The sequence below is a fragment of the Enterobacter cloacae complex sp. I3 genome, assembly GCF_014896175.1.
GTDB lineage: Bacteria > Pseudomonadota > Gammaproteobacteria > Enterobacterales > Enterobacteriaceae > Enterobacter > Enterobacter bugandensis.
Genome location: NZ_JADBQZ010000010.1, coordinates 115068 through 127924 on the forward strand (window position 1 = coordinate 115068; position 12857 = coordinate 127924).

Genomic DNA, 12857 nt, shown 5'->3' on the forward strand with positions numbered 1-12857 from the left:
CGCTGGCTTGTTAACGGGATAAAGATTCAACTTCAATTAATGCGAGGTCTTTTTTGCGCAGAACCAGATTTACGCGCCGGGTTTCGATATGAACTGGATCGCCCAACGGCGCCACACGCACGACCTGGAATGATGATCCGGGCAGCATGCCAAGTGACAGCAGCTTCTGCCGATAGGCCGGGCTAATTTCGCGGGTAAAACCGGTAATTTTCCATGCACTGTCTGGAGTGAATTGCATAATGCCTGATTCCACGAGAGGTTAAATAATCTACACTGCGATGATAATGAGAATAGTTTTTATCAGCAATAATAAAAATGTGACGGGATGTTGTTAATCGTATTAATTTGCGGTCTGATTGACCTTGCTCAATATTTGCAGAATTACCCGGGAAGGAATAAAAAGCGTATTTGTTAATGGAGTGATAAATAGCGGTTTAAATATGGGTGTGCAATCGGTTTCATATATTTCGAGAGGATTTTATTCCCCTCTCCCTTTTGGGGAGAGGGGGGTTACCTTAGCGTTTCTTACCCATCGCCGCCGCCAGCGCGTCCATCATCGCGCTGTTGCCCGCAGGCTGCGCGTCACGCCCGCGCGGTTTTGTGGCTTTCGTGGCCGGACGCTGCTGCTCGCGGCCTCCGCCGTTGCCGCCACGGCGCGCGCTGGTGTCGCCCGGCTGCTCATCCAGACGCATGGTCAGGGCGATACGCTTGCGCTGCAGATCCACCTCCAGCACTTTCACCTTCACGATGTCGCCCGCTTTGACCACGGTGTGCGGGTCTTCAACGAACTTGTCGGCAAGGGAAGAGATATGCACCAGACCGTCCTGGTGCACGCCGATATCCACAAACGCGCCGAAGTTGGTGACGTTGGTCACCGCACCTTCCAGCACCATGCCCGGCAGGAGATCGTTCATGGTCTCGATGCCGTCAGCAAAGGTCGCCGTTTTGAACTCAGGACGCGGATCGCGGCCCGGTTTTTCCAGCTCTTTGATAATGTCGGTAACGGTTGGTACACCAAATTTTTCGTCGGTGAAATCAACGGCTTTCAGGTTGCGCAGAGCGCTGCTGTCGCCCATGAGATCCTTCAGCGCCTGCTGGGTGGCGGCCAGGATGCGTTCCACCACTGGATACGCTTCCGGGTGAACGGTAGATGCATCCAGCGGGTTATCGCCGTGGTTGATGCGCAGGAAGCCCGCGCACTGCTCAAACGCTTTCGGCCCAAGACGGCTCACTTTCAGCAGCTGCTGACGGTTCTGGAACTGGCCATTCTCATCGCGCCAGGCGACGATGTTCTGCGCCATCATGCGGGTTAACCCCGCCACGCGGGTCAGCAGGGGAACGGAGGCGGTGTTCAGGTCCACGCCGACGGCGTTTACGCAGTCTTCCACGACCGCGTCCAGCTTGCGCGCCAGCTGCGTCTGGCTCACGTCGTGCTGATACTGGCCCACGCCGATGGATTTCGGATCGATCTTCACCAGCTCCGCCAGCGGATCCTGCAGACGACGGGCGATGGAGACCGCGCCGCGCAGGGAAACGTCCAGGTCAGGGAATTCCTGCGCCGCCAGCTCAGAGGCGGAATAGACCGATGCGCCCGCTTCGCTGACGATCACTTTCTGTGCCGTCACTTTCGGGAACTGCTTCTGCACGTCGAGGTAGAAACGCTCGGTTTCGCGTGATGCGGTGCCGTTACCGATGGCAACCAGCTCCACGTTGTACTTCTCGCACAGCGCCGCCACCACGACGGCGGCTTTCGCTGCCTGGCCGGTGTGCGGGTAAATGGTATCGGTGGCGACCAGCTTGCCGGTGCCGTCAACGACCGCCACCTTCACGCCGGTACGCAGGCCCGGATCGAGCCCCATGGTGGCGCGCAGGCCCGCAGGAGCGGCCATCAGCAGGTCGTGCAGGTTACGGGCGAAGACGTTGATCGCTTCATCTTCGGCACGCTCGCGCACGGTGCCCATCAGCTCGGTTTCCAGGTGCATCAGCACCTTGATGCGCCAGGTCCAGCTCACCACGCCTTTGCGCCAGCTGTCCGCCGGGGCGTTGTTCAGGCGCAGGCCGAGATGGTCGATGATAATCTGCTCGCAGTGGCTCTCTTTCGGCGGCTCGTCAAACTGCGGGTCGGCGTTCAGGGAGAGCTGGAGCACGCCTTCGTTGCGGCCGCGGAACATTGCCAGCGCGCGGTGGGAAGGGGTGGTCGAAATTGGTTCGTGGTGATCGAAGTAGTCGCGGAACTTCGCGCCTTCTTCCTCTTTACCCGCGACGACGGTAGAGACGATATGGGCGTTCTTCCACAGATAATCACGCACTTTGGCCAGCAGGGCGGCGTCTTCCGCGAAGCGCTCCATCAGAATGTAGCGCGCGCCGTCGAGGGCGGCCTTGGTGTCCGCTACGCCTTTGTCGGCGTCGATGAATTTCGCCGCTTCGGTTTCCGGGTCGTGAGACGGCTCGTTCCACAGCAGGTCGGCCAGCGGCTCAAGACCCGCTTCAATCGCAATCTGCCCGCGGGTACGGCGCTTCGGTTTGTACGGGAGATAGAGGTCTTCGAGTTCGGTTTTGCTCAGGGTGCCATTGATGGCGCTTTCCAGCTCGCTGGTCAGCTTGCCCTGTTCGCCGATGGATTTGAGGATCGCCTGACGACGTTCTTCCAGCTCGCGCAGATAGCCCAGACGGGTCTCCAGGTTACGCAGCTGCGTGTCATCCAGACCGCCTGTGACTTCCTTACGATAACGTGCAATAAACGGCACGGTGTTCCCTTCATCAAGCAGGCGAACGGCAGCTTCTACCTGTTCGGCTCTGGCCTGAAGTTCACCCGCAATAATGCGGCAGAGCGAATCTTTCATCATGGCTTTATCATCTTGTGGGTCAAAAATCAGGGGATAGTTATACGGGCTGACACGGCAAAATGCCAGCCGGGGAGGGCGCTCTCGGACTATTTTACGTAGACGATCTCATTGACGTACCAACTGGCTTCACCGGCTGGGGTCTGCACGACGGCTAAATCGCCCACTTCCTTTTTCAGCAGCGCGCGGGCCATAGGGGAGTCGATAGAAATGTAATCTTTACGACCAAAAATTTCATCGTAACCGACGATGCGAAAACGCAGGGTGTCACCATCGTCGTTTTCAATCTCCACCCACGCGCCGAAGAACACTTTGCCCTCCTGCTGCGGGGAGTAATCGACGATTTTTAGATTCTCAAGACACTTCGTCAGATAGCGTACCCGGCGGTCAATTTCGCGCAGCCGCTTCTTGTTGTACTGATAATCAGCATTTTCGCTGCGATCGCCCAGGCTTGCCGCCCAGGTCACCTTTTTGGTTACTTCAGGACGCTCTTCGCGCCACAGGTAATCCATCTCTTTTTTGAGCTTTTCGTACCCTTCGCGGGTGATCAGGGGCGTTTTCATGGTGCTGCCTTTGCTGCCGGTTCTCTGTTTTGCGCACAATACGTACCACACAGTGTAACAGACAGGATTAATAATGATTTATGTGATGAAATGAACAGATAAGCTGCTGTTAAATATGCTTTGTAACAATTTCGACTAGAATTTATACCAGAATTAACTGGTCGAATACGTGCACTTTTTTAGAATACGCTGTTACAAAGACTATCCGAACCTTTGGGAGTACACACAATGCAAGAAAACTACAAAATTCTGGTCGTGGATGACGACATGCGCCTGCGCGCGCTGCTTGAGCGTTATCTGACCGAGCAGGGCTTCCAGGTTCGTAGCGTCGCGAACGCTGAGCAGATGGACCGTCTGCTGACCCGCGAATCTTTCCATCTGATGGTTCTCGACCTGATGCTGCCGGGTGAAGACGGGCTTTCTATCTGCCGCCGTCTGCGCAGCCAGAGCAACCCGATGCCGATCATCATGGTGACGGCGAAGGGCGAAGAAGTTGACCGTATCGTGGGCCTCGAAATCGGCGCCGACGACTACATTCCAAAACCGTTTAACCCGCGCGAGCTGCTGGCGCGTATTCGTGCCGTGCTGCGCCGTCAGGCGAACGAACTGCCGGGCGCGCCGTCCCAGGAAGAAGCCGTCATTGCCTTCGGCAAGTTCAAGCTGAACCTCGGCACGCGCGAGATGTTCCGTGAAGATGAGCCAATGCCGCTCACCAGCGGCGAGTTTGCCGTACTGAAAGCGCTGGTCAGCCACCCGCGCGAGCCGCTTTCCCGCGACAAGCTGATGAACCTGGCGCGCGGTCGCGAATACTCCGCAATGGAACGCTCCATCGACGTGCAGATCTCCCGCCTGCGCCGCATGGTGGAAGAAGATCCGGCGCATCCTCGTTATATTCAGACCGTATGGGGTCTGGGCTACGTGTTCGTTCCGGACGGCTCTAAAGCATGAGGCGAATGCGCTTCTCGCCGCGAAGCTCGTTTGCCCGCACCCTCTTACTGATCGTCACCCTGCTGTTCGTCAGCCTGGTGACGACCTACCTGGTGGTGTTGAACTTTGCGATTCTGCCGAGCCTCCAGCAGTTTAATAAGGTTCTGGCCTACGAAGTGCGTATGCTGATGACCGATAAGCTGCAGCTGGAGGACGGCACGCAGCTGGTTGTTCCCCCGGCATTTCGCCGTGAAATCTACCGTGAACTGGGCATTTCGCTTTACTCAAATGAAGCGGCGGAAGATGCTGGCCTGCGCTGGGCGCAGCACTATGAATTCCTCAGCCAGCAGATGGCGCAACAGCTGGGGGGCCCGACGGAAGTGCGCGTTGAGGTCAACAAAAGCTCGCCCGTCGTCTGGCTGAAAACCTGGCTGTCACCCAACATCTGGGTACGCGTTCCGCTGACTGAAATCCATCAGGGCGATTTCTCGCCGCTGTTCCGCTACACCCTTGCCATTATGCTGCTGGCGATAGGCGGCGCGTGGCTGTTTATCCGTATCCAGAACCGACCGCTGGTCGACCTGGAGCACGCGGCGCTGCAGGTCGGTAAAGGCATTATTCCTCCTCCACTGCGTGAATATGGTGCCTCTGAAGTGCGTTCAGTAACGCGCGCGTTTAACCACATGGCGGCAGGCGTTAAGCAGCTGGCGGATGACCGTACGCTGCTGATGGCCGGCGTCAGTCATGACCTGCGCACCCCGCTAACGCGTATTCGTCTGGCGACGGAGATGATGGGTGAAGAGGACGGTTATCTCGCCGAGTCTATTAACAAGGACATCGAAGAGTGTAACGCCATCATCGAGCAGTTCATCGATTACCTGCGCACCGGTCAGGAGATGCCGATGGAAATGGCCGATCTGAACGCGGTGCTGGGCGAAGTGGTGGCCGCAGAAAGTGGTTATGAGCGTGAAATTGATACTGACCTTCAGGACGGTGAAATTCAGGTTCGTATGCACCCGCTTTCCATTAAGCGTGCGGTGGCCAATATGGTGGTTAACGCGGCGCGCTACGGTAACGGCTGGATTAAGGTTAGCAGCGGGTCTGAACTCAACCGCGCCTGGTTCCAGGTGGAAGACGACGGCCCGGGCATTAAGCCCGAGCAGCGTAAGCATCTGTTCCAGCCATTTGTGCGCGGCGATAGCGCGCGCAGCACCAGCGGTACGGGCTTAGGCCTGGCGATTGTGCAGCGTATTGTGGATAACCATAACGGATTGCTGGAGATCGGCACCAGCGAGCGGGGCGGGTTGAGCATTCGCGCCTGGTTGCCGGTTCCGGTGACGCGGGGGCAGGTGAAAGAGGGATAGTGCGGTCTGATGCCCTCACCCCGGCCCTCTCCCACGGGGAGAGGGAGAAAACATTAAAAAAGGCAACTTTCGTTGCCTTTTTGCTTTTACCTACAGCTTCGGACCCGCGCTCACCAGCGCTTCACCTGCCGGGGTATCGGTGTACTTCTCGAAGTTCTCGATAAACAGCTTCGCCAGCGATTCCGCCTTCTCGCGCCACTGTTCCGGCGATCCGTAGGTATTGCGCGGGTCGAGGATACGCGTATCCACACCCGGCAGTTCCGTCGGAATGGCCAGATCGAACATCGGCAGCGTGAAGGTTTCGGCATTATCCAGAGAACCATCCAGAATGGCGTCGATAATGGCGCGGGTATCTTTGATGGAGATACGCTTGCCGGTACCGTTCCAGCCGGTATTCACCAGGTAGGCCTGCGCGCCGGATGCCTGCATGCGTTTCACCAGCACCTCAGCGTACTGCGTCGGGTGAAGCGACAGGAAGGCTGCACCGAAGCAGGCGGAGAAGGTTGGGGTTGGCTCCGTGACGCCACGCTCGGTACCCGCCAGCTTGGCGGTAAAGCCAGAGAGGAAGTGGTACTGCGTCTGGCTGGCGGTCAGGCGGGAAACCGGTGGCAGCACGCCGAACGCATCCGCCGTCAGGAAAATCACCTTCGTGGCATGGCCCGCTTTTGACACCGGCTTCACGATGTTGTCGATGTGGTAGATCGGGTAAGAGACGCGGGTGTTTTCGGTTTTTGACGCATCGTCGAAGTCGATAGAGCCGTCGGCACGTACGGTGACGTTTTCCAGCAGCGCGTCGCGGCGGATCGCGTGGAAGATATCCGGCTCGGCCTCTTCAGACAGGCGAATGGTCTTCGCGTAGCAGCCGCCTTCGAAGTTAAACACCCCGTCATCGTCCCAGCCGTGTTCGTCATCGCCAATCAGACGGCGTTTTGGATCGGTGGAGAGCGTGGTTTTCCCGGTGCCGGAAAGACCGAAGAACACCGCTACGTCGCCTTTCTCGCCGACGTTCGCCGAGCAGTGCATAGAGGCAATACCGCGCAGCGGCAGCAGGTAGTTCATGACCGAGAACATCCCTTTCTTCATTTCGCCGCCATACCAGGTACCACCGATCAGCTGAATACGTTCGGTCAGGTTGAAGGCAATGAAGTTTTCGGAGTTCAGTCCCTGCTCTTTCCACTGTGGGTTAGTGCATTTCGCACCGTTCATCACGATGAAGTCAGGTGTGAAGTCCTGCAGCTCTTCGTCGGTCGGACGAATAAACATATTCTTAACGAAATGCGCCTGCCAGGCCACTTCGGTAATGAAACGCACGGAAAGGCGGGTATCGGCGTTAGCGCCGCAGAAAGCGTCGACAATGAACAGACGCTTACCGGAAAGTTGATGGGTGACGAGCCCTTTCAGATGCTGCCAGGTTTCCGGGGAGAGCGGTTTGTTGTCGTTCTTCCCTTTGCCCTTGTCAGCCCACCACAGCGTATCGCGGGTAGTTTCGTCTCGGACGATATACTTATCTTTCGGCGAACGACCGGTAAAGATACCGGTATCGACGGCGATAGCACCAAGGTTCGTCAACACACCGCGCTCGTATCCTTCCAGTGCTGGATTGAGCTCTTCCTGATACAGCGTATCGTAATCGGGGTTGTAGACCACTTCCTGGACGTCGTGAATACCATAAGCCTTGAGATCTTGCGGGGTTAAACCAGTAACACGCATATCACTGCTCCTTAGCCAATATGTACTGCCTGAAATTGTAGGGTTTTTCTGGGGATGTTAACCGCGACGGGGCTCATAGATTTGTGCATCTGGATAAAACCCTTACTAACGGAAAACGCTGCGACTCCAGTCACAGTGCAGGCGGATTATCGCAGGAATCGCTTTTTGGTTGGGGAAAATGTTCCGAAAAGGTTAAGAGGTGGTGATTTTATCGGAAAGAATGTGAATGTAATCGCATACATGTAAGAAAATTACGTAAGAGTTACACAGGGAAAACGATTCAGCTTTTGGGAGATTTTTGCCCCTCACCCTAACCCTCTCCGCAAAGGGGAAAGGGCAGGGTGAGGGGTAGCGTATTAATGAACTTGCGGATCTGCCGGAGAGGCATTATTGCGGATTTCAGCGATATCCATTGAATTGAACACGTAGTGCGTACCGCAGTAGTCACAGTGCATATCAATTTCGCCGTCTTCAGCCATGATGCTGTCGATCTCTTCACCCGGCAGAGTTTTCAGTGCGCCAGCGCAGCGCTCGCGCGAGCAGGTACACTTAAACTCTACGGACTGCGGATCGTACACGGTCACTTCTTCTTCGTGGTACAGACGCCACAGCACGTCGGTCGCCGACAGGTTGAACAGCTCTTCCGCCTTGATGGTTTCGGTCAGCGTCGCCAGATGCTCAAAGTCATTGGTCTGCGCGTCCTGCGCTGGCAGAACCTGCAGCAGCATGCCGCCCGCAGCAGGCTGGCCGTCCACTTCACCGGTACGGATGAACAGACGCGTCGGCAGCTGTTCGGAGCGCATGAAGTAATCTTCCAGGCAGGCTGCCAGGGTATCGCCTTCCAGACCGACCACGCCCTGATAGCGTTCACCTTCCTCCGGGGAGATGGTGATCACCAGGTAGCCATTGCCCACCAGCGTTTTGAGGTCCGCATTTTCAGGCACGTCGCCCTGAACGCGCGCCACGCCGCGCATCTGCTGCTGGTTATTGCCGTTGATGACCGCCAGCGTCATCGGGCCGTCACCCTGCAGCTGCACGGTGATATCACCGGCAAACTTCAGCGTCGCCGTCAGCAGGCTGGTGGCAACCAGCAGTTCGCCCAACAGGGTCTTCACCGGCAGCGGGTAGTTGTGGTTTTCCAGAATCTGTTTCCAGGTTTCGGATACGGTGACCAGCTCGCCGCGCACGGCGAATTGTTCAAACAGATAGCGGTGTAATTGGTCGTGTTGGGCCATTTTCATCTCTCGTGCGGGTGAGGGTTACTCGCTCTCACCGTGTTTAAATTTCATCAGATCGCGGCGCTCTTTTTTATCCGGTCGCCGGTCCGGGTGGGGCATGGTCAGCGCATTCATTTTGCGCGCCAGCGCGGTCTTCTCGCGCTTTTCAACGCTTTCAGCCGTCTCTTCGTAAAGCAGTACGGCTTCCGATGCGGGCCGCCGCTGTTCGGTAATGGCTTTAATCACTACCGTACGTTCGTCGTTGCCCTGGCGCAGCGTTAAGGTGGCGTTCAGCTCAACCAGCTTGCTCGGCTTGCTGCGCTGGCCGTTGTAATGCACTTTACCGCCGTCAACCATTTCACGGGCAAGGGCGCGCGTTTTATAAAAACGGGCTGCCCACAGCCATTTATCCAGTCTTACCCCATCTGAGGGCTTTTCTTTCATGGCGTCTCCTTCACGGTCAGTGAGGGGATCATCTGGCGGTAGTCGTTCAGTCCCGGATGGCGCAGATAGCTTTTTTCAGCCAGGCCAGAGTCAGGATTCGTGACGCCCAGACAGTAGCGAATGCCAAACGTTGCCGCAGAATCCAGAATAGGCTCGCTGTCGTCAATGAATAGCGTGCGCTCCGGCTGCAGGCCGGTCTCTTCCTTCACCGCATGCCACAACCGCTGATCCTCTTTCGGATAACCAAATGTGTGGGTGGAAAGTAATAAATCAAGGTGCGACGCCAGTCCCGTATGCTCCAGCTTCACGGCCAGGTTATGTGGATGCGCGTTAGTCAGCAAAATACGGCGCTTGCCGCTTGCTTTCAGCGCGTCCAGGAAGGGAACCGTATCTTCGCGCAGCACGGCGCGTGGTCCCTGGGCAGTGGTCATGGCACAAATATCCAAACCGAGGCGCTCGCTCCAGTAGTCCAGACAGTACCAGTTTAGCGTATGTTGCACCGCGCTATATTGCGAACGAATGAACGCCTGCGCTTCTGCCGGGGAGATACCCTGCTGCTCACCATAGATTTCCGGCACCAGCTTTTGCCAGAAATAGTTATCAAAGGCGAGATCGAGCAGCGTGCCGTCCATATCCAGCAGAACGGTGTCGACCTGCTGCCAGTCGATATCAAGATGCATAGGGGGGAACTCCAGCCAGAAGAAACGTGCGCGACAGGGTAGCACATCTTGTCGCGCAACGACGTTATCAGATCAGGCTCTCAGAGGAGGGGATCAGCTTAGGATTGAGGCAATTCTCATAATATTGCTGGATCTCCGCCAGACGCGTGCGGGAGCGCTGGTAGCGGCGCAGGGCCATAAAACCGTTCCAGAAAATAGCGATAAGCATGGCGATCATCAGCAGAGAGGTGCCAATGTAACGCCACAATCCTGCGCTGTCCGGCATCCGGTGCAGGCCGATATGGCGCGTGCCGTTGGCGTCGGTGTAGATGCTTGTGACAATCCCTTCGGCACTGAACGGCGTTTGCATCAGCATCTGCGCCAGACGCTGGAACTGGCTCCACTGCTCCTGGGCCGGGTAGTCATAAAGCGCTACCTGCGGGTAAGGCTGATCGACCAGGTCGCTGCCTTCATCGCTGGCAATCACAAAGCCGCCCGGTGCCGGACTGTTGAGCGCCTGAGCCGCACGGGTGGTTTCGCGCATCATAAACGGCGATGTCGAGGTGGCGACCAGGTTATCAAGCGATTCCGCGCTGACCGGACGCAGCAGCACGTTGACGCCATCCAGTCGTCCCGCCTCGGCGCGTTTCACCAGCGAGTCCCAGTCTTTACTGTTCCCGAGGTTAACCAGCGCGTTCTTGAGGCGTATGCACTCATCCTGCGAGGAGCATAAGTCCTGGGTTTTCAGGACAATGTCGCCAAAATCATCCAGCAGAATCATGCCTGATTTCTGGATGGCGGAACGCAGCGCGGGGCTGACGCGTGAATCATCGTCCGGTTTCGGGTGCAGCTGGCGGTTGACCGTCTGGGTCAGCGCCGTGGCTTTATTCACCACTTCGGATTCCGGCAGCGGCAGCGGCGGGGCGTCGTTCCAGATAATTTGCGAACAGTCGAACGGCGTGAACGGTGAATTCTGGCGCGTGTTCCACGCCCCCGGGGTATGGATATTACACATTCCGGTGCCTTTCAGGCGCAGCGTATCGCCCACCCGTACACCCGCTTCATCGAGCTGGTTGACGCTGGTCGCCTCGATGGTCTGCGCGCCTTTGATCCACGACAGGGTAAATTTGATGGGCATATCCAGCGGCACGAAAAGCAGCAGCATGATAAACACCAGCCCGGCGCCGGCTGCGATGACCGTGCTGCGCAGCCAGTGCTGAAGCGGGAAATTTTTCACTTCATCATGCAGAGACAGGAAGCGCCCCTGTCGCACAACGTGGCGGTCAAGATAGATATCAATATCGGTTTTCTGCCCTAAATCCTGCGCAATCCACGGTTGCCAGTGGCGCGGGTAGATCAGGTCAATAATCCCGAGTGAGATATTGTTGAGATGCTCCTGATCGTTCTCACCGAACAGGCCCCAGCGCTTTGGCGTGCCGCGCAGGCAGTGGATCTCCCGCAGCGAGGTTTTGGCCGGTGGGGCAAAGAGCCCCCACAGCCCGGCCGCAAGAAGCAACACCGCGCCACCCGCCAGCCATGGGACAAAGACGTCCGGCGTCAGCAGGCAGACAAAAAAGAGCAGGAAAGCGGCAACGATCAGGATGGCTTCACGAATACCGTCCGGACGGCTCAGGGCGTACTCTTCATGCGTCTCCTGACGAATATTCAGCAGCTCAATCTGCTCGGTCTCTTCACCACGAATAGAGGCCTGCGTTGAACTCGCGCGTTCCAGCGCAAAGCGCGGGGCTTCGTGAAGATAGTCATTCAGGGTATGGCCGTTGAGCGAGATTACCAGCGGCAGCGAATCGGTGTGAATCAGCTCAACGCTGTTTTCGTCGTTAATGTACTGCTCCCAGGACGGGGGCAGATGCACCTCAACCGAATCCAGGTAGTAGCGCCACTTGTTGGGGTCGTCAGTCGTAATGCCGTAGCGCGTGATGGAGCGCGTCACGCAGAGCACGGTGTCACTTTGCGCGTTAAGCTTAAGCGCGACAGGTGCAGTCGTGGCTCCCGTCGGCCCAGGCGTTAACTGAGAACGGTTCAGCGTTTCGAGATAGTTTTCAACTGCATCGCGCTCGTCTTGCGTGAGTTTACGCGTTGTCGCACCCGCGAAGGCATTTAAAAAGGGCAGCCGGTAACGGCGCTGTATGCGTCGCCTATACAGCCACCCTGCAATCAATGCGCTGACCAGCATAGCAGCGAGAACAATCAAAATGGTGCTCATGCTTTCCCCATCTTACTTATCTTACAGGTGTAGTCAGTAGCACCTTTACATTGAATGAGAGTCTGTGGCTGGCTATCTGCAAGTATGGAGTCGAACTTGAGCATTCTAAAGCGCATCCCAGTGACCGGTGATGATAGCAAAGCCTGTCATGGCGCGATATCAGCAAATTCCTGGAAACATTTCAACCTCTTGACATTTGTTTTGAATTGAGGATTGATTCCTGCTACGTTGCATAAATGTAAATAAAGAACAATTGACATTGCCGAAACCGTGCGGCATATCGCACAATAACGTCAGTTCACACTGCTAAGACCCCATCAAGATGAGCAAACCACTACAAAAACCCACCATTCTGCACGTTGAAACTGTCGCCAAATCGCGCCTGTTTAACGTCGAGAGTGTGGATCTGGAGTTCAGCAACGGTGTGCGTCGTGTTTATGAGCGTATGCGCCCCTCTTCGCGCGAAGCGGTGATGATTGTCCCTATCGTCGACGATCATCTGATTTTGATCCGCGAATACGCCGTGGGGACGGAATCTTACGAGCTTGGGTTCTCGAAAGGGCTCATCGATCCGGGTGAAACGGTCTTTGAAGCAGCAAACCGCGAGCTGAAAGAAGAGGTGGGTTTTGGCGCGAACGAACTGTCGTTCCTGAAAAAACTGAGCATGGCGCCGTCCTATTTTTCCAGCAAAATGAACATTGTGGTGGCTGAAGATCTCTATCCTGAATCGCTGGAGGGAGATGAACCAGAGCCGCTGCCGCAGGTTCGCTGGCCGCTGGCGCATCTGATGGATCTGCTTGAAGACCCTGACTTTAACGAGGCTCGCAACGTGAGCGCACTGTTCTTGGTTCGCGAGTGGCTGAAAGGGCAAGGGCGGCTGTAGGCCATAAAAAAGCCGGGTGGCGG

11 protein-coding genes are annotated in these 12857 nt (G+C 56.6%); 3 read left to right on the forward strand and 8 right to left on the reverse strand.

From position 1 onward, the window contains the following. Positions 1-10: 10 nt before the first annotated feature. From feoA to greB, 3 genes are all read right to left on the reverse strand, one after another. Positions 11-238, reverse strand: coding sequence for a ferrous iron transporter A (gene feoA / locus IM271_RS09795; RefSeq protein ID WP_006177893.1), 228 nt, complete (start codon positions 236-238; stop codon positions 11-13). Between the two features lie 277 nt (positions 239-515). Beyond that, entirely contained in the window at positions 516-2846 is a 2331-nt protein-coding gene (locus tag IM271_RS09800) for a Tex family protein (protein WP_045259361.1), read from the reverse strand. Between the two features lie 86 nt (positions 2847-2932). Then, complete coding sequence (greB, locus tag IM271_RS09805; protein WP_014885539.1) at positions 2933-3406, reverse strand: transcription elongation factor GreB; 474 nt, start codon at positions 3404-3406, stop codon at positions 2933-2935. 228 nt (positions 3407-3634) lie between these two features. Between greB and ompR the strand changes: the two genes are divergently transcribed. Both ompR and envZ read left to right on the forward strand, forming a co-directional pair. Then, positions 3635-4354 (forward strand): two-component system response regulator OmpR, encoded by a 720-nt coding sequence (gene ompR, locus IM271_RS09810; protein ID WP_001157751.1) that lies wholly within the window; start codon positions 3635-3637, stop codon positions 4352-4354. Then, on the forward strand, positions 4351-5697 hold the full coding sequence (envZ, locus tag IM271_RS09815; RefSeq protein ID WP_028014672.1) for a two-component system sensor histidine kinase EnvZ: 1347 nt from the start codon (positions 4351-4353) through the stop codon (positions 5695-5697). Before ompR ends, envZ begins: the two co-directional genes overlap by 4 nt. A gap of 90 nt (positions 5698-5787) precedes the next feature. Here envZ and pckA read toward each other — a convergent pair whose 3' ends face one another. From pckA to IM271_RS09840, 5 genes are all read right to left on the reverse strand, one after another. After that, entirely contained in the window at positions 5788-7407 is a 1620-nt protein-coding gene (pckA, locus tag IM271_RS09820; RefSeq protein WP_045259359.1) for a phosphoenolpyruvate carboxykinase (ATP), read from the reverse strand. 356 nt (positions 7408-7763) lie between these two features. Continuing rightward, positions 7764-8648, reverse strand: a complete 885-nt coding sequence (gene hslO, locus IM271_RS09825; RefSeq protein ID WP_193052515.1) for an Hsp33 family molecular chaperone HslO — start codon at positions 8646-8648, stop codon at positions 7764-7766. An 18-nt stretch (positions 8649-8666) separates the two neighbouring features. Then, positions 8667-9068 (reverse strand): ribosome-associated heat shock protein Hsp15, encoded by a 402-nt coding sequence (gene hslR / locus IM271_RS09830; RefSeq protein WP_028014669.1) that lies wholly within the window; start codon positions 9066-9068, stop codon positions 8667-8669. Then, positions 9065-9748: a GMP/IMP nucleotidase gene (gene yrfG / locus IM271_RS09835; protein ID WP_193052516.1), complete on the reverse strand. Its 684-nt coding sequence runs from the start codon at positions 9746-9748 to the stop codon at positions 9065-9067. Before yrfG ends, hslR begins: the two co-directional genes overlap by 4 nt. A 67-nt stretch (positions 9749-9815) precedes the next feature. Further along, the gene (locus IM271_RS09840; protein WP_028014667.1) at positions 9816-11951 is read right to left on the reverse strand and encodes an intracellular growth attenuator family protein; all 2136 of its coding nucleotides are present in this window, start codon (positions 11949-11951) and stop codon (positions 9816-9818) included. A gap of 322 nt (positions 11952-12273) precedes the next feature. Here IM271_RS09840 and nudE point away from each other — a divergent pair, with 322 nt between their 5' ends. Beyond that, a complete protein-coding gene (gene nudE / locus IM271_RS09845) occupies positions 12274-12834 on the forward strand; it encodes an ADP compounds hydrolase NudE (protein WP_028014666.1) in 561 nt (186 codons plus the stop codon). Positions 12835-12857: the final 23 nt, after the last annotated feature.